A 24,149-nucleotide genomic window follows, 5' to 3' on the forward strand; every position below is an offset into this window, starting at 1 on the left:
GCATCCGTGGAGGAACGCATGAAATCGGAACCCCTTTCCTACCTTTGCAGCGACAACATCGGCCCCTGGGAAATTTATCTGGCCCAGGTAGACCGTGTCACCCCTTACCTGGGCAAACTGGCTTTCTGGGTTGAAGACCTCAAGCGACCCAAGCGCATTTTGATCGTGGATGTGCCCATCCAGATGGACGACGGTTCGGTGGCCCACTTCGAGGGCTACCGGGTACACCACAACACCTTCCGCGGCCCCGCCAAGGGGGGGATTCGCTACCACCAGGACGTGACCCTCTCCGAGGTGATGGCGCTATCGGCCTGGATGACCATCAAGAACGCCGCGGTGGGCCTGCCCTACGGCGGTGGCAAGGGGGGCATCCGGGTGGATCCCCGCAAGCTCAGCCCCGGCGAGATTGAACGCCTGACCCGCCGCTATACCTCCGAAATCGGGATCATCATTGGCCCGGACAAAGACATTCCGGCTCCCGACATGGGCACCGGGGCCCGCGAAATGGCCTGGATGATGGATACCTACTCCATGAACGTGGGGCGGACTGCCCCAGGGGTGGTCACCGGCAAACCCATCTCGGTAGGCGGTTCGCTGGGGCGGCAGGACGCTACCGGACGCGGGGTGTTTGTGACGGCGGCGGCGGCGGCTGAAAAAATCGGCCTGCCCGTAGAAGGCAGCCGGGTGGTGGTGCAGGGTTTCGGAAATGTGGGCAATGCAGCAGCCCGCATCTTTCATGATCACGGAGCCAAAATTGTTGCGGTCTCGGACGTCACAGGGGCCGTTCGCAACGATGCCGGCATAGACCCCTACGACCTTACCCAGTACGTGCGTCAGATGGGGGGCGTCAAGGGCTATCCCAAAGCCGAGGCCATTCCTGCTGCCGACCTGCTGACCACCCCCTGCGAGTTCCTGGTGCCAGCCGCGCTCGAGAAGCAGATTACCGAGGCCAATGCCTGGAAGGTACAGTGCAAAATCATTGCCGAGGGGGCCAACGGCCCCACCACCCCTGCTGCCGACGATATTTTGAGCGAGCGGGGGATTCTGGTCATTCCCGATGTGATTGCCAACGCCGGTGGCGTGACGGTGAGCTATTTTGAATGGGTACAGGACTTCAACAGCTTTTTCTGGACAGAAGATGAAATCAATGCCAGGCTCGAGCGGCTCATGCGCCAGTCGTTTGAGGCGGTCTGGCAGGTCTCCCAGGATAAAAAGGTCTCGCTACGCACGGCGGCTTACATTGTGGCTGCTACGCGGGTATTGGAAGCACGGTCTTTGCTGGGGTTGTACCCGTAAGTGGGGGTTTTTGGTCTCCGACTGGAGACCTCGGGTCGGTATCTTTACAACGATGGATGTGCGCTCTTCCGGGGCGGTTTGAAGGTTACCCTGAACAACCTGCCTAAATCGCGGTAAAGTAGCAAGTATGCGGGTTCTGGGCCTGATGTCCGGCACGTCCGCTGACGCGCTGGATCTTTTGCTTGCTGAGCTGGACGGGCGGCCGCCAGAGCTGCACTGGCGTGTACTCGAGCACCAAGAAGCTCCCTTTCCAGCCGACCTGCGGGCCCAGATTATCCGTACCCAGAAATCGCAGTCCCTTACCCGCGAGGTAGCCCTGCTGCACCACGCCCTGGGGCGTTTTTATGCCGAAGCAGCGGCCCCTTTCAAAGGCCGGGTAGACCTGGTGGCTTCCCACGGACAGACCGTCTGGCACGAACCCCCGCAGGCTACCTTGCAGATTGGCGAGCCGGCTTATCTGGCCGAGGCCCTGGAAGTGCCGGTGGTGTCGGATTTTCGCCCCTCGGACATGGCCCTGGGTGGAGAGGCCGCGCCCTTCGTGCCCTACCCCGACCTGCTGCTCTATGGGGAAAGGGGGGTCAGTCGCGCCATCCACAACATTGGGGGCATCTCCAACCTGACCTACCTGCCCGCCGACCTGAACCCCGAGAAAGTCCTGGCCTTTGATACCGGCCCGGGCAACGCCCTGCTCGACGAAGCTGCGGCCCGGCTGGGCCTGAAGCAGGATACCGGGGGCACCATCGCCGCTTCGGGCAGGGCCGACCCGTTGCTGGTAGAGCGCTGGCTCACCCACCCCTACCTTGATCGGAAGCCCCCCAAATCCACCGGCCGTGAGGTCTGGAATCTGGAAATGCTGGACGAGGACGCAGCTCTGCCCCCTGCCAACCTGCTGGCCACCCTCACCGAGTTCACGGCCCGCACTATTGCCCGAGCCTACCAGGACTTTGTGCTCCCACACGGCCTGGACGAAATCTGGGTGGCCGGTGGGGGGGCCTATAACGCCACCCTGATGCAACACCTCAAGACGCTGCTGCCCGTGCCGGTGTACACCTTCGAGGAAAAAGGCTTCGATTCCAAACACCGCGAGGCCCTTTGTTTTGCGGTGTTGGGTTACTTACGCTACCTCGAGCTGCCCAACATTCTCAAACAGACCACAGGTGCTCGCAGGGATGCCATTGCTGGGAAAATCTCGCTGCCCTCCACGCCCTGATGCCAAATCCAAACTGAACCCCTTTCCTTCTCCCCTTGCGGGAGAAGGTGGCGACACCCCGCCGGTAGTACAGACCAATAGTGCCGGAAACGTCATTGACTGCGTCTGGGGTGTTGCCGGATGAGGGGTATGTGCTTGTACGGGTAACGTTGGTAGGAGTTCAGCAGAACAGCCTGAAAATGGCGCCACCAGAGTCACCATAACCAGGCTTCTTCCAATGCAGTGCGAGCGCTCTTTTGAAAAAGCTGGTGGGCCGTGCAGGACTTGAACCCGCGACCTGGCGATTATGAGTCGCTTGCTCTGACCAACTGAGCTAACGGCCCCCAAGCAGGGTTTAGTTTAGCGGGTTTGCGGGTTTTGCTCAACGCGGAGGCGGAGGGTGCCTGTCCTGGCCGGTGAGCTGGTCCTCGAGCTCGCCGATGTAGGCGGCCAGGGTGTTGCCGGCCTTCTCGATGTCCTCGCGCAGTTCGTGTTCCACCCGGTCAATGCGCTCGACCACCTCTTGCAGCTTGGCCTCGAGCCCCGCCGGACTCTGGGCCTTGAGGCCCTCGAGTTCCCCTTCGAGCCATTTCTTGAGCTCGGAGAAGCGGCTGGCCTCGGCCTCGTCGGCCAGTTTGCGGGTAGATAGCAGCTCACGCGCGTATTTCTTGACCTCGAGCAAAGCGGCGGTCTCGAGCCCTACCGTGTACAGGAAATAAACCACCACCAGCACCGCCATGATGGAAAGCATCACGATGCCAAAAGGTGCGGTCACCTGGGTAAAAATCAGCGAAAGCGTTTTCTCCTCGCTAAACACCGCCCAGTTGCGCCAGGCGAAAACCGCCATCGCGACGATCAGAACCAACAGAAAAACATTGCGCCCCCGCATCTCTAGCCTCGTAGGGGATTATATCTTTTCCTACCAAGTAAACCTGAGCCGTAACGGTGCTCTAGAGCATATCAAATGGCATTTTGCCCGTTGGAAACACCAAAAACCTCGCCCCATACGGCGCAACTGGATGTGCCTGGGCAGCAAAGGCATACCAGCCTCTCTTTCTGTCCCAGACGAATCTTTTTGGCTGTGTTACGTTTAGAGCAGTCTATCCGTGATGATCGTGAGGGAATACGCCCTTATGACCCGCTAGGCTGTGGCTCTGCAATTCGGGTGAGCCCTAGACCAGCATCGGTTCGGGTTCGTTGGCATCCTCGGTGAGCCGCAGGAAGAACTCCTCCAGATCGGCAGAGCCGTGTTGATGCAGGAGTTCTTTAGGCGCACCCAGGGCCAGCAGACGGCCCCGGTGCACCAGGGCTACCCGGTCGGCAACCTGCTCGGCCAGGTGGAGCTGGTGGGTGGCGTACAGCACCGCCCGCCCGCCCTTGGAGTAGTCGTGGAGCAGGTCTTTGACCAGCCGGGTGGCGTGGGGGTCGAGGCCCACCATCGGCTCGTCCAGAATGAGCGCTTGCGGCGCGTGTAGCAGGCTCAGGGCCAGCGAGAGCTTTTGCCGCATACCGTGTGAATAGGTTTCGATCAGCGAGGAAGCAAAGCGATCCAGGCGAAACTGCACCAGTAGTTCCTCGATGCGGGCCTCAGCTTTGGCCCGGGGAAGCCGGTATACCCCGGCGGCAAAGCGCAAGAGCTCGAGGCCCGACAGCTTGCCGTACAGGTAAGGCCGGTCGGGCACATAGCCAAACTGGGCCTTGGCCCGCACCGGGTCTTTCCAGACATCCACCCCGTTCACCAGCGCCCGGCCCCGGCTGGGCCGCAGCAACCCCACCAGCGCCTTGATGGTGGTGCTTTTGCCGGCCCCGTTGGGCCCCAACAGGGCCAGGGTTTCGCCGGGGCGAACCTCGAGGTTCAGGCCATCCAGCGCCACAAACGGGCCATACCGCTTGCTGAGGTCTTCGAGCAGGATCATCGCCACGATTAAAGCCTAAGGCCGAAGGCCCAAAGCAACGGTGCAAAACCCGCTCTCGAGCCCCGGCCTGTGGTGAAAAACTTACCTTAGCTCTTCCAGCGCCCGGCGCAGGATGGCGTCTTTGTTCAGGTCTACCTCGGCCTGGCCGCGCTCGGCAGGCAGGTTCACGGCAGGGCGGGGCTGGCTGAAGCTGAACTTGCCCTTGTCGTCGGCCCTGGTGGTAAAGGTCTGGCCGCCGATGCTGATGGTCACGCTTTCGCCTGGCTTGGCCCCGGTGCCCTCGAAGGCCACGGGTACCTCGAAGCGGGTGTCCTTGACCTCGATATCGGGCTTGATGCCCTGCTTGTTGATGCCCCGCCGCTTGGGGGTGAGCCACTCGAAGGTGACCAGGGTCAGGTCGCCGCCGTTGGGCAGGTCAATCACGTTCTGCCCCACGCCCTTGCCAAACGAGGTTTCCCCGATCACCTTGGCCCGCCCGGTGTCCTGCATGGCCCCCGCCACGATCTCCGAGGCCGAGGCTGAGTTCCCGTTGATGAGCACCACCATCGGGCCGCTCCAGGTAACCTGTCCGTTGGCGTCGCAATAGAGCCGGGTTTCGTTGCGGGTGCGGGTATACACGATGGGGCCCTCGCGGATGAAGGCCCGGGCCACCTGGCAGCCCTGATCCAGCAGGCCGCCCCCGTTGTCGCGCAGGTCGAAGACCAGCTTTTGCACGCCCCGCTGCTTCATCTCGTTCAGGGCGGCATTTAGCTGCTCAATCACCCGCACGTTGCCAAAGGTTTCCAGGGCCACATAGCCCACATTCCCCGGCAGTATGGTTTTGGAAACCGAGATGATTTCCACCCGTTGCCGGATCATCTCGAAGCGCAAAATGGTGTTGGTGCCATCGCGGCGAATGCCGACGGTGACTTTGGTGTTCTGGGGGCCGCGAATCTTGGCGACGATTTCGTTGAGGTCGAGCTTGGTCATGTCCTCGCCGTTGACCTCGACGATCACATCACCAGCCCGAATTCCGGCGTTGAAGGCGGGCAGGCCTCTAATGACGCCCTGCACCCGTGCGCCCCCCCCGTTTTCGTTGGGGGCCAGGGTAGCGCCAATCCCAAAAAACTCGCCCTGCACGTCCTGGTTGCGCAGGCTGGCCCGTTGGGGCGGGGAGTAGCTGGTAAACTCGTCGTCCAGGGCCCCGAGCATGCCCCGGATACCGCCCTCCAGCACGCGGTTGAGCTTGTCGGCCTCGAGGCGGTTCAGGTACTGGTTCTGGATAAGTTGATACGTTTGAATGATGGCTTGCCCGTTGGGGTTGCGACTGAAAGCCTCGGCAGCTCCGCCAGACAGCTGGGCATAGACCAGGGCGGCCAGAATGCCACCCACCACGATTAACCAGGCTCTGCGCTTCATGGTTTCGTTCACCTAATGCAACAGTGTAGCGGCAATGAATGAGAGCGAAGTGTTCATTGGGGGACAAAAGGGAGGTCAGAAGCCGAAGGCCGAAAAAGCATCGAGACTCCGGCCACGTGACATTTGCGGCGCCCAAACCCGGTTAACCAGGCTCTTATCATTTGCCTCGGCATCGTCGCTTTAACCCCTCACCCGGCGACAGCGGCTACCGCCTGAATTGCTTTATTGGGCAAAAAGAGCACCAAACCAGCTGGCGCTGTCGCCACCCTCTCCCGCAAGGGGAGAGGGAAAGGGGAAAACGATAAAAGCCTGCCCGGTTAACTTGCAATGGCCTGCAAGGCGGTGCTTTGTTGTACCCTGAATACCGATGATTCACTTCCACCGGGTGACGCTCGAGTACCCCCGCACCCAGACCAAAGCCCTATTTGACCTCAGCCTGGAGGTCAAAAAAGGCGAGTTTGTATTTTTGGTGGGGCATTCGGGGGCGGGCAAGTCCAGCCTGCTCAACCTGATTCTGAAGCGCATCGAGCCCAGCTCGGGGGCGGTGTATTTTGCCGGAGAAAACCTCAAAGCCTTGCGCGGCGACCGCATTGCCCTGCATCGTCGCCGGATTGGGGTGGTGTTTCAGGATCACCGTCTACTGAAGGACATGACCGTAGAGGAGAACCTGCTCTTTGCCCTGCGCGTGCTGGGGGTGCCCAAAGCTGAGTGGGATACCCGCACCACCCGGGTACTGCGTCAGGTGGGCATTGTCCACAAGAAGCGGGCCTACCCCGAAGAACTCTCGGTGGGGGAGGCCCAGCGGGTAGCGATTGCCCGGGCGCTGGTGGGCGACCCCCAGGTCTTGCTGGCCGATGAACCCACCGGCAACCTCGACCCGGCCAACGCGCTGGCGGTGCTGGAAATATTCAAATCGGTGCACGCCAGGGGGGCTACCGTGCTGATGGCCACCCACTCCCGCGACCTGGTGGAGGCTTACCCGCAGCGGGTGGTGGTGCTAAAAGCCGGACAGCTGGTGCGTGACGAGCGGGAGGGGAAGTACAGCCTGGTGTAGCAGGCATGGATTTTGGACATATATCCCTCATTGGGTAGTGATAGTATAGGGACACCAGGCTAGAAGGGCATTTTGAAAGCCCAGACCGCAGTTTCGGGACTCCCAGACCCAGTGGAGGTTTCCGAGTAGCCTTCACCCCCCGAAACCCCGCCTGGAATCCCAACTCGGGCTACCATAGGAGGGCGAGCATGAACGTCTACAAGCTGGTTGGTCGTCAAATCGAGATTACCGAGGCCCTCAAGAACTATCTGGACAAAAAAATGGCCCGTCTGGATCGCCACTTCGAAAACAACGCCGAAGCTCGAGTGGTGCTCTCGATGGCCCAGGGGCCGCGGGTTGAACGCAAGGCCAAGGCCGAGATTCAGGTCAATGTGCCGGGGGGTATGGTGCGGGTGGAGGAGGCCGACCCCGATATGTATGCGGCCATAGACCGCGCGATTGATCGGCTCGAGTACCAGCTTAAGCGCTACAAGGAACGTCACTTCCAGCGGGTACGTCAGCCGGTTCCTGAGCCCGTCATGGTGGGTGCAGGACAGGCGGAGCTCGAGGAAGAAGCCACGCCACGCATTGTCCGCACCAAGCGCTTCAACATGAAACCCATGACCCCCGAGGATGCCACCTTTGAAATGGAGGCCCTGGGCCACGATTTCTTCGTGTTCCGCAACTCCGAGACCGAGCAGATTAACGTGATTTACCGCCGCCGCGATGGCAACTACGGTCTGATCGAACCGACTGCGTAACTACGTTATGTTCTAGTGCTCTCACAAACACTCGCCGCTTCAGGCGGGTGTTTGTGGTTACACAGCGCTCTTCACAGGTGTGGCCGACGGGATGGGTGGCCACGTCTGTGAAGAGCGCTGTAAGGATTGCCTGTAGTAAGCTCGAGGCTATGCTGCAAAGCCCACTTTTGGAAGTGCCCCACGGCTTTACCACCCGTGCGGGCGGGGTTTCACCGGCGCCCTTCGAGAGTCTCAACCTGGGATTGTCTACGGCGGATAACCCGTCGAATGTGCTCGAGAACCGTCGGCGGGTACTGGCCCTTTTTGGCAACCCGCCCCTGGCCGGGTTATGTCAAGTTCACGGCAACCAGGTACATGTGGTCGAGACAGCGGGGGAATGGGAGGGCGATGGTTTGCTCACCTCCACCCCCGGATTGCTGCTGCGGGTCAGCGTGGCCGATTGTTACCCCATCCTGCTGCACGACCCCCGGAAAGGCGTGGTGGGGGCCCTGCATGCAGGCTGGCGCGGGGTGGTTTCGGGCATCCTGCCCAGGGCGCTGGAAATAATGCAATCCCACTGGGGGAGCCACCCCGACGATATTCGTGTGGCGGTGGGCCCCGGCATCAGCGGCCCCCATTTTCAGGTGGGGCCGGAGGTACTCGAGCGGTTCGAGCGAGCAGGGCTGGCTTTTGCTGAGCCAGACCCGCGGCATCCGGGCAAGTACCTGCTCGACCTGGAGCGGGCCCTGCGAGCCCAGGCCCAGCAAGGTGGCATTCGCCCTGATCACTACTGGGCCCTGGGGCGCTGTACCTATGCCGACCCCGCGTTCTTTTCGCACCGGCGCGATCAGGGCCAGACCGGGCGCATGTGGGCCCTGATTATGCTGCCAAAAAATGGCAGGGCTGGGTGAACCTGTCTGGAATTTCGGAGCCTTCAGTCAGAATAACAGACCCCGCTTCCGGCTGGCCTATAGTCTTACACAAGTTTTCGTTACACTATGGACGTGCTTAAGCCAAAGGCCCGTCTCAAATCGGTCACGGATATCACCCCTGAGTGGCTTGGGGTGCGGGGGCTTAAGGCAGTTTTGCTAGACCTGGACAACACCCTGGTTCCCTATAAGACCTACGGTGAGGCTCCTCAGGCTTTGCTGGAATGGTTACAAACCCTTAATGAGGCCGGTATTCAGGTCATGCTGGTTTCCAACGGCAGTCGGGGCCGGGTGCGCTACTGGTGTGAGAAACTGGGGGTGCCGGGCTTTGGTCCGGCGGGCAAACCCTGGTTTGGCTTTCGTAAAGCCCTGAAGCGGCTGGCCCTCTCCCCCCGTGAGGTGGCTGTGGTGGGGGATCAGCTTTTCACCGACGTACTGGGGGGGAACCTGATTGGGGCCTATACCGTACTGGTTCCTCCTCTTTCTAAGAAGGAAATGGGCTATACCCGGTTGGTGCGAAAGCTCGAGCGCTGGGTGCTGCAAAACCCCGGCCTTGGGCTTACGACGGGCGCTAATGAGGAATTTGACCCAAAAGACTACCGCCCAGAGCCCACAATAAGCAAAGACTAGAAGGAGGCGAAGCGATGGCTTGCATCACCCGCTACTGCAAAAACAAAACCGGCACCCCGCCCTTTATTTGCAACCACATCACGCCGGGCAGCATCTGCTTCGCATAGGAGGACGGGTCGAATGGCGAATGTCTTGACCATTGGAGACAAACGATTGGGCGCAGCCCTGTTGGACATGGGCCTGCTGGGGGATGAAGAACTCCAGCGGGCCCTCGAGCAACACCGCGAGGTGGGGGGCAACCTCTCGGACATCATTGTCGAGTTGGGGCTGCTCTCCGAACGACGGATTGCCCAGGCCATCGAAGAGACCTTCGGTGTGCCGATGGTGGAGCTGGTGGGCTTGGAGATTGCCCCCGAAGCCAAATCCCTAATTCCCGCCGAGCGGGCCCGCGACCTGGGGGCCATTCCCTTTAGCGTGGAAGGCGGCACTCTGCGGGTGGCCCTGCTCAACCCCCTGGACAACCTGGTGCTGGAGGAGCTGGAAGACCTCACCAACCAGATCATCGAACCCTACCTGACCACCCCTTCCTCCTTCCGCTACGCCCTGGCCCTGCACTACCCCGAGCTCGGCCTGCCGGTGCCCCCGCCACCCTCGGCGGCCTCGCCCGGCGAGATGCAACTGGGCGAAATCCTGGTCGGCAAGGGCTGGTTGAGCCGCGACGACCTCGAGGCCGCCCTGGTCGAGCAGGAAAAAACCGGCGAGCTGCTGGGCCGCCTCCTCACCCACAAGTACAACCTGTCTGAAGAGAAGCTGTACCAGGCTCTTGCAGAGCAGGCGGGCCTGGAGTTCAAGGTGGAGCTCGATAACCTCGAGCTGCAAAACGAGGTCACGGCCCTCCTGCTGCGCCCCGATGCCCTGCGGTATCAGGCGGTACCCATCCGCCAGGACGGCCAGCAGCTGCTGATTATCCTGGCCGACCCCCGCCACCGCCACGCGGTAGCCCAGCTGGTCGAGCGCCCGACCAAGTTCATCCTGACCCTGCCCAAAGTCTGGGAAACCCTGTTCAGCAAGGCGTATCCCGAAAAAAGCCGCCTGGGCGAGGCCCTGGTTCAGGAAGGCAAGCTGGGCCGTGCGGCCCTCCAGGATGCCCTTTCGGTGCAGCGCCGCATGGGCAAGACCCGCCCGCTGGGCGAGGTGCTGGTGGAGCTGGGCTACGTTACCTCCGAGGATGTCGAGGAAGCCCTCTCCAAGCAGCGGCAGGGTGGGGGCCGCCTGGAGGACACCCTGGTGCAGTCGGGCAAGATCAAGCCCGAGATGCTGGCCAAAAGCCTGGCTACCCAGCTGGGCTACCCCTACATTGACCCCACCGACTCCCCCCCCGACCCCTCGGTGCTCACCATGGTGCCCGAGGCCACCGTACGGCGCTATACCATCTTCCCGCACCACCTCGAGGGCAACACCCTGGTGGTCTTGATGAAAGACCCCCGCAACATCCTGGCCATTGACGACCTGCGCATGATCACCAAGCGCGACGTGATGCCGGCAGTCTCGGCGGAGGCCTCCATTACCAAGCTGATTGAGCGTTTTTACGGTGGCTCAACAGGGGTCGAGGAACTCGCCCGCGAGTTCGAGGGCAAAAAGAAAGAAGAAGAAGCGGCGGATACCAGCGGCCTGGACGACAATGCGGTGGTCAAGCTGGTCAACAGCATTATCCGCGAAGCTTTCTTGCAGGAAGCCTCGGACATTCACATCGAGCCGCGCCAGTCCGACATCCTGGTACGCATTCGGGTAGACGGTAGCCTGCGTGAGTACATGCGGCTGCCCAAAGGCGCAGGCCCGGCGATAGCCTCGCGCGTTAAGATCATGTCCAACCTCGACATTGCCGAGCGAAGGCTGCCCCAGGACGGACGGGTGCGCTACCGCGACCGCTCGATTGACCTGGATCTGCGCCTTTCCACCCTACCCACCGTCTACGGCGAGAAGATCGTGATGCGCCTCCTGCGCAAGGCTGCCGACATCCCCGAGATCGAGCAGTTGGGCTTTGCCCAGGATGTGTTCCAGCGCTTCGAGGATGTAATCTCCAAGCCCTACGGCATCTTTTTGATTACCGGCCCCACCGGTTCAGGTAAGTCCTTCACCACCTTCAGCATTCTCAAGCGCATCGCCACCCCCGACAAAAACACCACCACCATCGAAGACCCGGTGGAGTACGAGATCCCCGGCATCAACCAGACCCAGGTGAACCCGGTGGCGGGCCTGACCTTTGCCAAGGCCCTGCGGAGCTTCCTGCGCCAGGACCCCGACATCATCATGGTGGGTGAGATTCGCGACTCCGAAACCGCCAAAATCGCTACTGAAGCCGCGCTCACGGGCCACCTGGTCATCGCCACGCTGCACACCAACGACGCTGCCGGCGCGGTCACCCGTCTGGACGAGATGGGGGTGGAGCTTTTCAACATCTCCGCCGCGCTGGTAGGGGTGCTGGCCCAGCGCCTGGTGCGCAAGATTTGCGAGCACTGCAAAATTCAGGTGGAGCCCGACGCGCTGGTGTTACGCCGCCTGGGCCTCAGCAAAGAAGACGTGCGCGGTAAAAGTCTGTACAAGGGCACCGGCTGCGATAAGTGCAACGGCTCGGGCTACAAGGGCCGTGCGGCCATTCACGAGCTGATGGTGCTGGACGATGAAATCCGCCGGGCCATTGTGGAAGGGCAATCGGCCACCCAGATCAAGGAAATTGCCCGCAAGGGGGGCATGAAAACCCTGCGTGAGGACGGCATCCAGAAAGCTTTTATGGGGCTTACCACCCTGGAAGAGGTGATGGCCCGTACCAACGAGTAGAGTCACACCACACAGGGGCTTCGAGAGTGCCCTATAGGGTTGGTTTCGTTCGTAGCCACCCGGTGAAGCACCAACCCACTTGCCCGAGGTGGGGCGTAGCGGGTAGGGGGTAGGGGAAAAGCGGATAGGTGTAAACACCCACTGCCTACCCCCTACCACCCATTCGCCCCGGTGTGTCGGTTCAAATTGACCATCTAGTCCGGTTCCCACAACTAGTACATCGTCGTAGAAATGTCCGTACACCTCCGGGTTTCGAGAGGGATTGACATAGAGCCCCCTCCCTACCACGTAGGGAGGGTAGGGGAGGGTATTGGGTGAGGCCCTCAACCGCCCGAGTACGCAAAGTCGCTGCTCAGTAACCCCACCTAACCTCCCCTGCACGGTAGGGGAGGAACGAAAAGGTTTCTGCTACGGCTTTTGCAAGAGCGTACTGCATAGTTCGTGCTGCAATGGACACTTTGTACGGGTATTTATACGACTGTGTAATAGTCGGGACGGCGGTTTTTGCTGTACCGACCACAATATGACGCACCGCGTGTGTCGCATTGGTGGGAAACGCGATATACGACTAAAACCGACCAAAACGATAAAGCCCTGGAGAGTCCGCCCACCGGTGCGATATAGTACAACATGCCAAGAGCCAAGCCTTCCTATGCGGTTTGCAAGATGTGTGGGTACCGGGGCACCAAGGCCAGCATGACCAAGCACCTGGTCAAGTGCGTGGAGAGCCATCCTGCCAAGGCCAGGGGAAAACCCGTCCGGTTGTTGCACATTCGGGTGGAGGATGCTTACCAACCCTCGCCTTTCTGGCTGGATGTGGAGGTTCGGGCCAGCGCCCCCTTGCGCAAGCTGGATCAGTTCTTGCGGGATATCTGGCTCGAGTGCTGCGGGCATCTGAGCCAGTTTGAGATTAATGGGGTGAGCTATGAAGTGTTCCTCGACCGTTCCTGGGGGCCCAGCGACTCCAGATCCATGCGGGCCAAACTGGGCGAGGTGGTTGGGGTGGGCAGTCATTTTTATCACGAGTACGATTTCGGCTCCACCACCCGGCTAAAACTCAAGGTGCTGGGCGAACGCGAGGGTTATCAGGACAAAAGCCTGCGCTTGCTGGCCCGCAACGAAGCCCCGGTCTGGCTCTGTAGCGTCTGCGGTCAGCCGGCCACCCAGATCGACACCGAGTGCGCCTACGAGATGGAGAGCCCGTTTTTCTGCGACAAACACGCCCGGGAACACGTCAAGAAACAACACGATGGCGACGACTACATGCTTATGCCTGTGGTCAACTCGCCACGCATGGGGGTATGCGGCTACGTGGGGCCGGACGACGAGGCCCCCTATCTGCCCTGAGGCGGTAGAATCGCCTTGCCATGAGCTGGAAAGACTACCTGACCCTTCACCAGGCCACCCACCTCGAGGACTTCCGCACCTTTCTCTCGATCCCCAGTATCTCCGCCCAGCCCGCCCACCGGGACGACGTTCGCCGGGCCGCAGAGTGGCTGGCTGCGCGTTTCAAGCAGGCCGGTTTCCTGCATGCCGAGGTTCTGCCCACCGCAGGGCATCCGGTGGTGCTGGCCGAGTACTGCCCCTACCCGGACAGGCCCACGCTGCTCTACTACGGCCACTACGACGTACAGCCCGCCGACAACCCCGAGCGCTGGAACTCTCCGCCCTTCGAGCCCACCGTGGTAGATGGGCGCATTGTGGCGCGGGGGGCCTCGGACATGAAAGGCCAGGTAATGGCCTTTTTGCTGGCTGCGGAGGCGCTGATTGCCAGCGGTCAACTGCAACTCAACGTCAAGGCCCTGATTGAGGGGGAAGAGGAGATCAGCAGCCCCAGCCTGCCCGCTTTTATCGAGCAGCACAAAGAGCGCCTGCGCTGCGACATGATTATCAACGGCGACAGCGGCCAGCTTTCCGAGACGGTGCCCCTGCTGGGACTGGGGGTGCGGGGCATCTGCGGCCTCGAGTTCGACCTCACCGGCCCCAGCCACGACCTGCACTCCGGCACCTGGGGCGGCCAGGTGCAAAACCCCCTGCACGCGATGGCTGAACTGATTGCCTCGTTGCACAACCCCGATGGCAGCGTAGCGGTAAAGGGCTTTTACGACGACGTGGAGCCCCTCAGCCCCGAGCTGCGGGAGTGGTACCAAAAAATCCCCTGGAACGAAGAAGAGATGCGCCAGAAGTTGGGGGTGAGCGAGTTCTACGGCGAAGCCGGCTACGGCCCCTGGGAGCGCACCACCGGGCGGCCTACCCTCGAGGTCAACGGCATGTGGGGCGGCTACACCGGCCCCGGCGGCATGACCGTAATCCCCTCCACCGCCCACGCCAAGATTACCTGCCGCCTGGTGCCCCACCAGAACCCCGAAAAGATTGTTTCGCTGGTCAAGGCCCACCTGGAAACCCACCTGCCCAAAGGGGTGCGCCTCACGGTGCGGGTCAAGGAGTCGGGCGCTAGGGCCTTCCGCATGCGGGCCGACCACCCGGGTTGCGCGGCTGCCAGGGAAGTGCTCGCCGAACTCTATGGCGTGCCCCCGGTCGAGACCATGTTTGGCGGCTCGGTGCCCATCCTGGGCACCCTCAAGGAGCTGCTGGGCCACGACCCGGTGAGCTTTGGTTTTGGCCTCGAGGACGAGCTCATCCACTCGCCCAACGAGTTCTTCCGGCTTTCCAGCTTCGAGAAGGGCAAGCAGGGCTACGCCATGTTGCTGGGTCGGCTGGCCCGGTAGTGGTGAGAAAAGGTTGCAGGCCGTCACTGGTGGGGGCGCTCGAGGCTCCCTTGTGCGCCCCGAACGCCTCCGAGCAAGGTAGTTCATCATGGTATTACCAATAAGTATGACTTTTGGGTCATACTATTCATGATGAAGACCGCTATATTCATCCCCGACCCCATCTTTGAAGAGGCCGAAAAATTAGCCCAGCAGCGCGGCATCAGCCGCAGCCAGCTCTACACCGAAGCGCTACAAAAATTGCTCGACGAGGAAGTCACGGCGCAACTGAACCGCGTTTATGAAGGTCTGGCCGCCCAAAGCGACCCTGTACTCGCCCGGATGCAGACTCTCTCCATCGAACCCGAGGTGTGGGAGGAAGCGCCCAGGCGCAAGCCAGCAGGGGTAAGCCGTGCAAAGAGGTGAGCTTTGGTGGGTGGACTTGCCCGCACCTCGAGGCTCGGAGTCGGCCTACACCCGCCCCGCCCTGATTATCCAGTCCGACCTGTACACCCGCAGCGCCCTCAAGACCGTGGTGGTGGTAATGCTCACCAGCAACCTGGCCCTGGCTGCCGCCCCCGGAAATGTGTTTCTTCAGGCAGGTTCGGCGGGTTTGCGCCGTGACTCGGTGATCAACGTGACGCAGACCGTCACCCTCGATAAACAGTTTTTTATAGAGCGTATCGGTACCGTAGATGCCCGAACCATGGAGCTGGTGGAGTCGGGGATTAAGCGGGTGTTGGGTTTGAGGTAAGCAAGACCCCCTGTGAAAGGCCTAGGCCCTACCCAAAAAGGCTTGGTGAGGCTCGAGGCCCTTCAACCGTTTACCAGCCGATCGTATTCATCGTGCGGCCCAACCCAAAACCACAAGTAGCCTTCCGAAACTTCCACTGCTAAGGCGCGAAGGCTGTAGGAAACTCGAGCCGACCAAAAACGCCCCACCTTCTTGAAGTGGAGCGACGGGTGCGAAGGGTTAGTCTTGAGAAGCTCGAATGCTTTATCAGCCAGTTCTTGTTGCTCAGGAGATAACTTGGCGTAGCAGTCCCAGAAGCGTGGGCTGGTGTAATGGTTCACAGCTTCTTGAACTTCCCTTGCTCGAACTGGGCAATGGCTTCGTCGGCAAACTGATCCAGCTTCCCTGCTTTGGCGTCGGCCTCGATTTGTTTGTCCCAAAGCTCAGCTTTGAACTCGGCAAACCAGCGCTCAAACTGGGTAAGTTCGTCCCAACTGAGCAACTGAATTTCCCGCTCGAGCATCTCCAGACGGCTCATATTTCTGAGTTTAGCACGGCTGGTGAAAAGCGCTCGAGGCCCTGCTCAAGAAGGCTTGGCCAGGCTCGAGATCAGCAAGAGGCATAGAAGTTTCGTGCAAACCTCGAACAGCCCAGGCCACTGGGGGCAAAACGGTTTTACTGCAAACATTGAAACTTGGGTTGTAAGGACTCTAATAAGAACGCCGCATGACTCCATCCGCTACGATAGGTTCATGCAACTGACCAAACACCAACGCCGCCCCAGGCTGGAACTCGAGAACCCTCCCCGCCCCGACAACCTCCACGCCCTCTATCGGGATACAGAAGACTCTATTGAGCAAAGCCAGGGGATGCTAAAGGATTGGATCAGAAGGATTTCTTATAACATTGATTGTATGCAAAGAGACATGGATCTCATCAGACAAATTTTGCTGAGGGTAGAGGCTACAAATGATCGACGAGAGGAACCAAATTTAGTCTTTGATAACTACAGAAGCCATCAGGTTGCCTATCACGTCTGGTTACTCGTAGACGCCGGCTTCCTTAAGGGTGATGTCCAATACTATCAGAGTGATTATGTGGATTTTCTCGTACATTCTCTAACCTGGAAAGGTCATGAGTTTTTGGACAGCACTAGGGACGAAAACATATGGTCAAAAACCAAAGGAGCAGCGAAAACGATAGGGTCTTTTTCAGTTGAGCTCATATTTGACCTGGCCAAAGGCTTTCTCAAACAAAAAGCCAAAGAGTTAACTGGGCTGGATATAGGGTGAACGGCTCATCTGACTTGACAATATCACACTCAAGTTTCATACTATTTCTAGTATGAACCTCGAGCGTTGGACCGAACAAGCCCGTCAAGCTATTGCCCAGACCCAGGTGCTGGCCAGGGAGAACTCGAACCAGCAGATGGATGTGGGGCATCTGGCCTCGGTGCTGTTCCGCGACCCCTCGGGGCTGCCGGCGCAGCTTTTGAAGCGGGCGGGGCAGAACCTGCAGGCGGTGCAGCAGGCCGCCAGCCGCGACCTGGGGAGCTACCCCAGGGTTTCCGGGGCCGAGGGGGGGCAGTATCTGTCGGGGAAGCTCTCGAGCGTCCTCGAGCGCTCGGAAAAACTGGCGGCAGAGTTCAAGGACAAGTTTGTCGCCATAGACACGCTCACCCTGGCCCTGGCCGAGACCGGCTACGGGGGGCTGAATGCTAGCGCCATACGGTCGGCGCTGCTGGAGATGAGGGGAGGTAAGAAGGTGGAATCCGAACATGCCGAAGGAACCTACAATGCCCTCGAGCAGTACGGTATAGACCTGACCAAACTGGCCGAGCAGGGCAAGCTCGACCCCGTGATTGGGCGCGACGAGGAAATCCGGCGCACCATCCAGATTTTGCTGCGCCGCACCAAGAACAACCCCGTGCTGATCGGCGAGCCGGGGGTGGGCAAGACCGCCATAGCCGAGGGGCTGGCCCAGCGCATCGTGAAGGGCGACGTGCCCGAGGGGCTCAAGGGCAAGCGCATTGTGAGCTTGCAGATGGGCTCCCTCTTGGCGGGCGCGAAGTACCGGGGCGAGTTCGAGGAGCGGCTCAAGGCGGTGATGCAGGAGACCATCCAGAGCGCGGGGCAGATTATTCTGTTCATTGACGAGCTGCACACCGTGGTGGGGGCCGGCAAGGCCGAGGGTGCGGTGGATGCGGGCAACATGCTCAAGCCCGCGCTGGCCCGGGGCGAGCTGCACCTGATTGGGGCCACCACCCTGGACGAGTACCGCGAAATCGAGAAGGACGCCGCCCTCGAGCGCCGCTTCCAACCGGTGTTTGTGGACGAGCCCAGCGTGGAAGACACCGTGAGCATCCTGCGCGGCATCAAGGAGAAGTACGAGGTGCACCACGGGGTGCGCATCTCCGACCCCGCCCTGATTGCCGCCGCCCAGCTCTCGCACCGCTACATCTCGGATCGCCGCCTGCCCGACAAGGCCATAGACCTGATCGACGAGGCCGCCGCCCGGCTGCGGATGGCGCTGGAAAGCAGCCCTGAATCCATAGACACCCTCAACCGCAAGAAACTCCAGCTCGAGATCGAACGTGAGGCCCTCAAGAAGGAGACCGACGCCGAGAGCAAGTTCCGGCTGGGCGAACTCGAAAAGGAAATTGCCGAACTCACCGAGGAGATTCGCAAGCAGCAGGCCGAATGGGAGGCCGAGCGCGAGGTGATGCAGAAGCTCCGCGCGGCCCAGCAGCGCCTGGATGAAGTCCGCACCCAGATCGAGCAGGCCGAGCGGGCCTACGACCTCAACAAGGCCGCCCAGCTTCGCTACGGCGAGCTGCCCCGGCTCGAGCAGGAGGTCAACGAGCTCTCCGACCGCATGGCGGGTGCCAGGTTCGTGCGGCCCATGGTGGCCGAGGAGGACATTGCGGGCATCGTGAGTCGCTGGACGGGTATTCCGGTGAGCAAGCTGATGGAGGGCGAACGGGAGAAGCTCCTGCGCCTCGAGGAGGAACTCCACACCCGCGTGGTGGGGCAGGACGAGGCCATCAGCGCGGTGGCGGACGCCATTCGCCGGGCCCGGGCGGGCCTCAAAGACCCGAGCCGCCCCATTGGCTCCTTCCTGTTCCTGGGCCCAACGGGCGTGGGCAAGACCGAGCTGGCCAAGACCCTGGCCGCGAGCCTCTTCGACACCGAAGAAAACATGGTGCGCATCGACATGTCGGAGTACCAGGAGAAACACACCGTGGCGCGGCTGATTGGGGCCCCTCCCGGCTATGTGGGCTACGAGGAGGGGGGCCAACTGACCGAGGCGGTGCGCCGCCGCCCCTACTCGGTCATCCTCTTCGACGAGATCGAGAAAGCCCACCCCGACGTGTTTAACACCCTGTTGCAGGTGCTCGACGATGGCCGCCTCACCGACGGGCAGGGCCGCACGGTGGACTTCCGCAACACCGCCATCATTCTCACCTCCAACATCGGCTCACCCCTCATCTTCGAGGGCATCCAGTCCGGCCAGAGCTACGAGACCATCCGCGAGCGGGTGTTTGGCATCCTGCAACAGCACTTCCGCCCCGAGTTCCTGAACCGCCTCGACGAGATTGTGGTCTTCCGCCCGCTCGAGCGCGCACAGATTGCCGCCATTGTGGAAATCCAGCTCAAAGCGGTACGCCAGCGGCTGGCCGAGCGGCGCATTGGCCTGGAAATGTCGCCCGAAGCCTTGCAGTTCCTGGCCGAGCGCGGCTACGACCCGGTGTTTGGGGCCCGGCCCCTCAAGCGGGTGATTCAGCGGGAGCTCGAGACCCCGCTCTCGCGCAAGATTCTCTCGGGTGAGGTGCCCGACGGCGCCACCGTCTACGTGACCACCGGCCCGCTGGGCTTGCAGTTCGAGACCCGTAAAATGGCAGTGGCATAAGGCCCTGTAGGGACGCAGGCGCTGCGTCCCTACCCTCTCCGTAAACTGATTTATGGCTACAAACGACAATATCTCCGTTTGCATCCATTGCGGTGCCAAAAACCGCCTCAGCACACCCCCTGCGGGCCAGGTGCCGGTCTGCGGGGCCTGCAAAAAGCCCTTGCCCTGGCTGGTCAACGCCAACCAGGGACTGACCCCCGAGCTAAACGCTTCGGTGCCGGTGCTGGTAGACTTCTGGGCCGAGTGGTGCGGGCCCTGCCGGGTGATTGCGCCGGTGCTCGAGGAAATTGCCCGCGAGTACGCAGGCAAGCTCAAGATCGTGAAGCTCAACGTGGACCATCACCCCCTGGCCCAGAGTGCCTACCACGTGCAGGGCATCCCCACCCTGATTTTGTTCAAGGATGGGCAGCCCGTGGAGCGCGTGGTGGGCGCTGCGCCCAAGCACCTGCTGCTGCAAAAACTACAACCCCACTTGTAACCTGCGGCTCTCAAGCACTTTCGCAGGTCTCTTCGTGCCAGTGATAATACGCAGGAAGGACACTACCTTCCTGCGATTTTATGAGTCCGATGACTAACTATACTTGACAATAGTACGCTCAGGTTTTATACTTTTTCCTGTAAAGGAGGTTGCTATGATTAGATACAACCCATTCCGTGAAATCGAACAACTCCAGAATGCGCTGCTGCGTAACTTCTTCACCCCCACTACTGAAAGCGCCAACACCCCGTTGGTGGATGCCCTCGAGGATGCCCAGGGGGTACATTTGGCGGTCTACCTGCCGGGTGTGGAACCCAGCCAGGTCGAGGTAACCACCGAGAACAACACCCTCACCATCCGGGCCGAGCGCCCCTTCAACAAACCCGAGAATGCCAACCAGTGGCGGCTGGAGGGGGTCTATGGCAAGTTCGAGCGCAGCTTCGTGGTGCCCAACACCTACGACCTGAGCAAGATTGAGGCCAGCTTCAAGCACGGCATTCTGTACCTCGACATTCCCAAAGCTGAAGCGGCCCAGCCCCGTCGCATTGAGGTGCGTACTAACTCCTAAACTGCACTCAGAACAATAAGCCCCCCGTTTGGGGGGTTTTTTGTTGGTTTTGGTTCATGGTTCGGGCCGTTGAAGGCCAGGGCGGCTGCACAGATAGTGCACTCTTCACAAATATCGAGCCATCCGGTAAGAATCCTTTATCCAGAGAGAACAGTGGCCGCCGGGAAACTCGAAACCCAAGCACCCGTGGGCCGGGCCCGACCAACGCTTGGGTAACATGCACCCGGCTTCAGAGGCATTATCGTTTTCTTGGGCGGCCACCTCAGTGAAGTACACCATAGCTCGGGGTATGCGGTAGGCTGAAGGCATGTTCCCGCTGCACGACATTAACCGGGCCCATCGGCGCCCGTATGTGGTCTACGGGCTGATGGTTCTGAACCTGCTGGGCTTTGTATATGCTTTTTTCCTGACAGACCCCGCCGCGGTAATTCAAACCTATGGTTTTGTGCCCGCGCGGTTTCTGGCCGACCCTCTGGGCGAGTGGGTTACGCTGTTCAGCAGCATGTTTCTGCACGGGAGCATCCTGCACATTCTGGGCAATCTGTGGTTTTTGTGGGTGTTTGGCGACAATGTCGAAGATCGCCTGGGCCACTGGCGCTTTTTGGAGTTTTACCTGCTGGGGGGCGTGTTGGCGGCCTTCATGCAAGGCCTGATGAGCGGCTTTTCTAGCGAAGTACCCATGATTGGCGCCTCGGGGGCCATCTCGGCCTTGCTCGGAGCGTACATTGTGCTTTACCCCAGGGCCCTTATTCTGTCGCTGGTGGGCTGGATTCCCGTCCCCATACCGGCGGTGCTCTACCTGGGCTACTGGCTCCTGATTCAGTTTGTAGGCGACTTTATGGGCGAGGAAGGCATTGCCTTCTGGGCCCATATTGGGGGCTTTGTGGCGGGGGTGGTGCTGATACGGTGGTTTGAGCGCAGATCCAGGGCCCAGTACCGGCGTTGAGCGGCAGGGCAGCACAAAACGTGTGCGTACAATGGTGCTATGGCAGCCGTAGCGGAAGAAACCCTCGAGGTCATCCTCGCACACATTCGAGCGCGGCTTTCACCCCTGGCCATTTACGTGTTTGGCTCTCAGGCCACCGGTCAGGCCCAACCAGGTAGCGACCTGGATCTAGCCGTTTTGGGCCCTGCTCCCTATGACCCCTGGACACTATTCATGCTATCAGAAGAGCTGGTCTCCCTGCAGGAACACTACCCCCAGAACGGCCCGCTCAGCGAGTTAGACCTGCTAGACCTGAATGTCGCGCCTCCTGCCTTGCAAGCCAGCATCGTGACCCAGGGCCGACGGGTGTTTTGTGCAAACCGCCCGCGCTGCGATTTGTTCGAGATTCGGGCACTAAAGGAGTACTGCTATCTGCAAGACGAAAGGCGGCCCATCCTGGAAGACATCCGCCGCAGGGGGCGGATTTATGGATGAAGTGCTTTTGGGCAAGGCGGCTACCATCGAGCGCTGCTTGAAGCGTATTGGGGAAGAGTATCGAGGCTACGAAGACGAGCTATTTGTGAATTTCATGTGCCAAGGTGCCATTATCCTGAACCTTTTACGGGCTTGTGAGGCCTCTATTGATCTGGCCATGTATATGGTGCGCTTGCACCATCTGGGACTCCCACAAAGCTCGCGTGATGATTTTCGCCTATTGCAGGATGCGGGCTTTATTTCAACCGATTTGGCGCGCCCAATGCAGCGTATGGTTGGCTTCCGCAATGTAGCCGTTCACGACTATCAAGCGCTATCCCTGCCGATTTTGAAGACCATCCTGGAGGAACGCTTGGGCGATTTTCTCGAGTTTACTTCTGCGTTTTGGTACCGGGACAACCCAGAGGGCTAAAGCCGGTCAACGTTGCTGGGGCGAGTAAAGTGGCTGCTCCCTGGCCCCACTTTGAGGGCTTTGTGGCGGGGGTGGTGCTGATTCGGTGGTTTAAGGGAGGGACGCCGTTACAAACCTCGATGATGACAGGACTCTCTCATTTGTTATACACTTACCTCGAGGTCGCTGCTCGTGTTTAATGGAGGCAACACTGAGGTTGCCCAAATGCCAGCTATCAAAATCATGTAGATGGGTTCCAGCTGAATAACTGGAAACCACGCCAGGTAGTAAATGCCTATTGCCGGCAATATCAACCAGAGTGTGGTGTTGTGTAGCTTTTTTTGCCTCCAAACCAGATAAACAGGGTAAGTGAGCAGAATCAGCCATATCAGGCTTGCAAAAATACCAAAAGCCACCAGGCGGTCAAGGAGCATATTGTGCACTTTATCGAGCCTAACTAGATAGGCTCCTTGAACGTCTTTTTGGTCGCCGTACTGAGAAAAATAAACCCGCAGCAGCCTGTCGCGCCCCATATCTGGAGGGTCAAAGGACTTCATTTCCTTGATTGTGGTATTCGCGGGCCACTGATGCTCAACTCGGTAGAAATCCAGAAGCCGTTCGGTACTAAAGTGTTTGGTTAGGGTTAGGAGAAAGGCATCTGGCCCACCACCAATCAGAGGTGCTCCAGGGATGTACCGTAGAGATTCGTAAGCCAACTGCCAAATCACAAAGCGCGATGCTAAAGTTGCAGTATTTGTATAACCACGCTCGATGTTATGTTTGTTAGGTAGCAATTGTGGAACAGGGAAAGTTGCGAGCAACATTCCAACGCCGATCAGAAGACGCTGTGGTGAAAAACCAATCAGAGTAAAAAGCACCACTGAACCCACAAGCGCATAGGCTGCTGCGCGATTCTGGGTTATGCCCAATCCCAGTGAGACAAACAAGATTCCCAGTAGCACCAGATAGAACAGGGTTTTATGCGAACGAGTAAAGTTTAGCAAGCTCAGAGATGCTACAGCTACCACCAGCAGAAACCCCGCAGCCACACCAATGTGCCCCATGCTGCCCATATACTCCTTGAAGCTGCTTCCACCGATAATTGGCCCAACAAGGTCTATACCGAAGGTCTGCAGCACAACCAGGAGGGCTTGCAAAATACCAGAGACCAGCAAAGCCCATAGTAGCCGGGGTAGCAAGTGGGGGGATTGGCGTATGGCTCCATAGGCCGCAATTCCTAAAACTACAAGTGCGAGCTGATAAAGTAAACCATCCATCCGAATTTTCGGCCCGAAGGTTGTAAAAACCCAACCTGCAGGATCATGGGCATTAAGTGAGCTAATCACGACTGTTATTGCAAACCCCCAGAGGAGTGTCGGGAAAAAGCCTTTTGTAAACCAAAACCGCCAGCCCAGTATTGCTACGGCGAAAATAAGCAAAAGCCGAGGTATGAGATGAACTGTCTCTGGATTTGGAATAAAAATGCTATTACTCTTACCTTCGAACATGAAAGCGGGGTAGATGAATATTGGCAGAAGAATAATAAACACAGATAGTAAATCTATGTAGCGTTTGCCAAGAGATTTCTTTTTGCTGTATTCCATGTGTTAAATATATAGCCCGGGCAGGTTTTGCTCGGGCTATCTGCACTTCACTTAGATTACTGACCAACAGACTGGGTATTTGTGGTACCACCATTATAAAATACAGTAACCATAGAGGCTCCTGTTGTGTAAGTGCAGTTAGTAGCTCGTAGAAAGTTGTTCGGCGCAGGTACACTGTAGGCTCCAAAGCTCGCTCCACCCATACAGTTGCCACTTGGAATAACATGTACGAGAGGATTTTCACCCAAATATGCTTGGGCGGCTTTGTATACATTTTGTGCATAACTCAGTGCGGCTCGATCCATCGCAACTTGACGAGCACGGATTAAGTTGGGAACAAGTACAGCCGACAATATCCCAATGATTGCAACTGCTATGAGGAGTTCTATTAAAGTGAAGCCTACGCTTTTTGTACTCCTCACTTCTACC

The 24,149-nt window shown here is 59.4% G+C and carries 24 protein-coding genes and 1 tRNA gene; 18 read left to right on the forward strand and 7 right to left on the reverse strand.

The annotated features are described in order from the left end of the window. Positions 1-18 precede the first annotated feature (18 nt). Both J3L12_RS10325 and J3L12_RS10330 read left to right on the forward strand, forming a co-directional pair. Entirely contained in the window at positions 19-1,296 is a 1,278-nt protein-coding gene (locus tag J3L12_RS10325; RefSeq protein ID WP_208014977.1) for a Glu/Leu/Phe/Val dehydrogenase, read from the forward strand. Positions 1,297-1,423: 127 nt separating this feature from the next. Beyond that, the gene (locus tag J3L12_RS10330) at positions 1,424-2,506 is read left to right on the forward strand and encodes an anhydro-N-acetylmuramic acid kinase (protein ID WP_208014978.1); all 1,083 of its coding nucleotides are present in this window, start codon (positions 1,424-1,426) and stop codon (positions 2,504-2,506) included. 246 nt (positions 2,507-2,752) lie between these two features. On the opposite strand, the gene J3L12_RS10335 is transcribed toward J3L12_RS10330, so the two are convergent. The 4 genes from J3L12_RS10335 to J3L12_RS10350 form a co-directional block, all read right to left on the reverse strand. Beyond that, positions 2,753-2,829, reverse strand: a tRNA-Ile gene (locus J3L12_RS10335). A gap of 38 nt (positions 2,830-2,867) precedes the next feature. After that, positions 2,868-3,374: a DNA cytosine methyltransferase gene (locus J3L12_RS10340; RefSeq protein ID WP_208014979.1), complete on the reverse strand. Its 507-nt coding sequence runs from the start codon at positions 3,372-3,374 to the stop codon at positions 2,868-2,870. Between the two features lie 283 nt (positions 3,375-3,657). After that, positions 3,658-4,401 carry an ABC transporter ATP-binding protein gene (locus J3L12_RS10345; protein ID WP_208015023.1) on the reverse strand — a complete coding sequence of 248 codons (744 nt, stop codon included), beginning with the start codon at positions 4,399-4,401 and terminating at the stop codon, positions 3,658-3,660. Between the two features lie 81 nt (positions 4,402-4,482). After that, positions 4,483-5,799 (reverse strand): S41 family peptidase, encoded by a 1,317-nt coding sequence (locus tag J3L12_RS10350; RefSeq protein ID WP_208014980.1) that lies wholly within the window; start codon positions 5,797-5,799, stop codon positions 4,483-4,485. A 367-nt stretch (positions 5,800-6,166) separates the two neighbouring features. Between J3L12_RS10350 and ftsE the strand changes: the two genes are divergently transcribed. From ftsE to J3L12_RS10395, 9 genes are all read left to right on the forward strand, one after another. Continuing rightward, positions 6,167-6,853: a cell division ATP-binding protein FtsE gene (ftsE, locus tag J3L12_RS10355; protein ID WP_208014981.1), complete on the forward strand. Its 687-nt coding sequence runs from the start codon at positions 6,167-6,169 to the stop codon at positions 6,851-6,853. Positions 6,854-7,041: 188 nt separating this feature from the next. Continuing rightward, positions 7,042-7,593 (forward strand): ribosome-associated translation inhibitor RaiA, encoded by a 552-nt coding sequence (gene raiA / locus J3L12_RS10360; protein WP_208014982.1) that lies wholly within the window; start codon positions 7,042-7,044, stop codon positions 7,591-7,593. A gap of 149 nt (positions 7,594-7,742) precedes the next feature. After that, complete coding sequence (gene pgeF / locus J3L12_RS10365; RefSeq protein ID WP_208014983.1) at positions 7,743-8,483, forward strand: peptidoglycan editing factor PgeF; 741 nt, start codon at positions 7,743-7,745, stop codon at positions 8,481-8,483. A 93-nt stretch (positions 8,484-8,576) separates the two neighbouring features. Beyond that, on the forward strand, positions 8,577-9,131 hold the full coding sequence (locus J3L12_RS10370) for a YqeG family HAD IIIA-type phosphatase (protein ID WP_208014984.1): 555 nt from the start codon (positions 8,577-8,579) through the stop codon (positions 9,129-9,131). 120 nt (positions 9,132-9,251) lie between these two features. Continuing rightward, the gene (locus J3L12_RS10375; protein WP_208014985.1) at positions 9,252-11,909 is read left to right on the forward strand and encodes an ATPase, T2SS/T4P/T4SS family; all 2,658 of its coding nucleotides are present in this window, start codon (positions 9,252-9,254) and stop codon (positions 11,907-11,909) included. 666 nt (positions 11,910-12,575) lie between these two features. Then, positions 12,576-13,256, forward strand: a complete 681-nt coding sequence (locus J3L12_RS10380; RefSeq protein WP_208014986.1) for a hypothetical protein — start codon at positions 12,576-12,578, stop codon at positions 13,254-13,256. 20 nt (positions 13,257-13,276) lie between these two features. Continuing rightward, entirely contained in the window at positions 13,277-14,638 is a 1,362-nt protein-coding gene (locus tag J3L12_RS10385) for a dipeptidase (RefSeq protein ID WP_208014987.1), read from the forward strand. A 132-nt stretch (positions 14,639-14,770) separates the two neighbouring features. Next, positions 14,771-15,043, forward strand: coding sequence for a hypothetical protein (locus tag J3L12_RS10390; RefSeq protein WP_208014988.1), 273 nt, complete (start codon positions 14,771-14,773; stop codon positions 15,041-15,043). Further along, positions 15,030-15,371, forward strand: a complete 342-nt coding sequence (locus J3L12_RS10395) for a type II toxin-antitoxin system PemK/MazF family toxin (protein WP_208014989.1) — start codon at positions 15,030-15,032, stop codon at positions 15,369-15,371. Before J3L12_RS10390 ends, J3L12_RS10395 begins: the two co-directional genes overlap by 14 nt. A 316-nt stretch (positions 15,372-15,687) precedes the next feature. Here the strand turns inward: J3L12_RS10395 and J3L12_RS10400 are convergent, their stop codons facing one another. After that, complete coding sequence (locus J3L12_RS10400; protein WP_208014990.1) at positions 15,688-15,888, reverse strand: hypothetical protein; 201 nt, start codon at positions 15,886-15,888, stop codon at positions 15,688-15,690. A 214-nt stretch (positions 15,889-16,102) separates the two neighbouring features. On the opposite strand from J3L12_RS10400, the gene J3L12_RS10405 reads away from it, so the two are divergent. The 7 genes from J3L12_RS10405 to J3L12_RS10435 all read left to right on the forward strand — a co-directional run bounded on the left by J3L12_RS10405 (position 16,103) and on the right by J3L12_RS10435 (position 22,137). Then, positions 16,103-16,642 carry a DUF2513 domain-containing protein gene (locus tag J3L12_RS10405; protein ID WP_208014991.1) on the forward strand — a complete coding sequence of 180 codons (540 nt, stop codon included), beginning with the start codon at positions 16,103-16,105 and terminating at the stop codon, positions 16,640-16,642. A gap of 52 nt (positions 16,643-16,694) precedes the next feature. After that, the gene (clpB, locus tag J3L12_RS10410) at positions 16,695-19,259 is read left to right on the forward strand and encodes an ATP-dependent chaperone ClpB (RefSeq protein WP_208014992.1); all 2,565 of its coding nucleotides are present in this window, start codon (positions 16,695-16,697) and stop codon (positions 19,257-19,259) included. 52 nt (positions 19,260-19,311) lie between these two features. Next, positions 19,312-19,737: a thioredoxin gene (gene trxA, locus J3L12_RS10415; protein WP_208014993.1), complete on the forward strand. Its 426-nt coding sequence runs from the start codon at positions 19,312-19,314 to the stop codon at positions 19,735-19,737. Between the two features lie 154 nt (positions 19,738-19,891). Further along, positions 19,892-20,305: an Hsp20/alpha crystallin family protein gene (locus tag J3L12_RS10420; protein WP_208014994.1), complete on the forward strand. Its 414-nt coding sequence runs from the start codon at positions 19,892-19,894 to the stop codon at positions 20,303-20,305. 307 nt (positions 20,306-20,612) lie between these two features. Next, entirely contained in the window at positions 20,613-21,251 is a 639-nt protein-coding gene (locus tag J3L12_RS10425) for a rhomboid family intramembrane serine protease (protein ID WP_208014995.1), read from the forward strand. 39 nt (positions 21,252-21,290) lie between these two features. Continuing rightward, positions 21,291-21,725 carry a nucleotidyltransferase domain-containing protein gene (locus J3L12_RS10430; protein ID WP_208014996.1) on the forward strand — a complete coding sequence of 145 codons (435 nt, stop codon included), beginning with the start codon at positions 21,291-21,293 and terminating at the stop codon, positions 21,723-21,725. Further along, on the forward strand, positions 21,718-22,137 hold the full coding sequence (locus tag J3L12_RS10435) for a DUF86 domain-containing protein (protein ID WP_208014997.1): 420 nt from the start codon (positions 21,718-21,720) through the stop codon (positions 22,135-22,137). The genes J3L12_RS10430 and J3L12_RS10435 overlap by 8 nt, the downstream gene beginning before the upstream one ends. A gap of 143 nt (positions 22,138-22,280) precedes the next feature. On the opposite strand, the gene J3L12_RS10440 is transcribed toward J3L12_RS10435, so the two are convergent. Beyond that, complete coding sequence (locus tag J3L12_RS10440) at positions 22,281-23,720, reverse strand: hypothetical protein (protein ID WP_208014998.1); 1,440 nt, start codon at positions 23,718-23,720, stop codon at positions 22,281-22,283. 56 nt (positions 23,721-23,776) lie between these two features. Further along, entirely contained in the window at positions 23,777-24,142 is a 366-nt protein-coding gene (locus J3L12_RS10445) for a type II secretion system protein (protein WP_208014999.1), read from the reverse strand. Positions 24,143-24,149: the final 7 nt, after the last annotated feature.

This window comes from Meiothermus sp. CFH 77666 (genome assembly GCF_017497985.1).
GTDB lineage: Bacteria > Deinococcota > Deinococci > Deinococcales > Thermaceae > Meiothermus.

Bases quoted from the DNA above. Each gene is read 5' to 3' on its own strand.
- trxA (WP_208014993.1), top strand. From the start codon at position 19,312: ATGGCTACAAACGACAATATCTCCGTTTGCATCCATTGCGGTGCCAAA.
- J3L12_RS10380 (WP_208014986.1), top strand. From the start codon at position 12,576: ATGTGTGGGTACCGGGGCACCAAGGCCAGCATGACCAAGCACCTGGTC.
- clpB (WP_208014992.1), top strand. From the start codon at position 16,695: ATGAACCTCGAGCGTTGGACCGAACAAGCCCGTCAAGCTATTGCCCAG.
- raiA (WP_208014982.1), top strand. From the start codon at position 7,042: ATGAACGTCTACAAGCTGGTTGGTCGTCAAATCGAGATTACCGAGGCC.
- J3L12_RS10430 (WP_208014996.1), top strand. From the start codon at position 21,291: ATGGCAGCCGTAGCGGAAGAAACCCTCGAGGTCATCCTCGCACACATT.
- J3L12_RS10425 (WP_208014995.1), top strand. From the start codon at position 20,613: ATGTTCCCGCTGCACGACATTAACCGGGCCCATCGGCGCCCGTATGTG.
- J3L12_RS10330 (WP_208014978.1), top strand. From the start codon at position 1,424: ATGCGGGTTCTGGGCCTGATGTCCGGCACGTCCGCTGACGCGCTGGAT.
- J3L12_RS10350 (WP_208014980.1), bottom strand. From the start codon at position 5,799: ATGAAGCGCAGAGCCTGGTTAATCGTGGTGGGTGGCATTCTGGCCGCC.
- J3L12_RS10440 (WP_208014998.1), bottom strand. From the start codon at position 23,720: ATGGAATACAGCAAAAAGAAATCTCTTGGCAAACGCTACATAGATTTA.
- J3L12_RS10325 (WP_208014977.1), top strand. From the start codon at position 19: ATGAAATCGGAACCCCTTTCCTACCTTTGCAGCGACAACATCGGCCCC.
- J3L12_RS10385 (WP_208014987.1), top strand. From the start codon at position 13,277: ATGAGCTGGAAAGACTACCTGACCCTTCACCAGGCCACCCACCTCGAG.
- J3L12_RS10400 (WP_208014990.1), bottom strand. From the start codon at position 15,888: ATGAGCCGTCTGGAGATGCTCGAGCGGGAAATTCAGTTGCTCAGTTGG.
- J3L12_RS10420 (WP_208014994.1), top strand. From the start codon at position 19,892: ATGATTAGATACAACCCATTCCGTGAAATCGAACAACTCCAGAATGCG.
- J3L12_RS10405 (WP_208014991.1), top strand. From the start codon at position 16,103: ATGCAACTGACCAAACACCAACGCCGCCCCAGGCTGGAACTCGAGAAC.
- pgeF (WP_208014983.1), top strand. From the start codon at position 7,743: ATGCTGCAAAGCCCACTTTTGGAAGTGCCCCACGGCTTTACCACCCGT.
- J3L12_RS10375 (WP_208014985.1), top strand. From the start codon at position 9,252: ATGGCGAATGTCTTGACCATTGGAGACAAACGATTGGGCGCAGCCCTG.
- J3L12_RS10345 (WP_208015023.1), bottom strand. From the start codon at position 4,401: ATGATCCTGCTCGAAGACCTCAGCAAGCGGTATGGCCCGTTTGTGGCG.
- J3L12_RS10390 (WP_208014988.1), top strand. From the start codon at position 14,771: ATGAAGACCGCTATATTCATCCCCGACCCCATCTTTGAAGAGGCCGAA.
- ftsE (WP_208014981.1), top strand. From the start codon at position 6,167: ATGATTCACTTCCACCGGGTGACGCTCGAGTACCCCCGCACCCAGACC.
- J3L12_RS10435 (WP_208014997.1), top strand. From the start codon at position 21,718: ATGGATGAAGTGCTTTTGGGCAAGGCGGCTACCATCGAGCGCTGCTTG.
- J3L12_RS10340 (WP_208014979.1), bottom strand. From the start codon at position 3,374: ATGCGGGGGCGCAATGTTTTTCTGTTGGTTCTGATCGTCGCGATGGCG.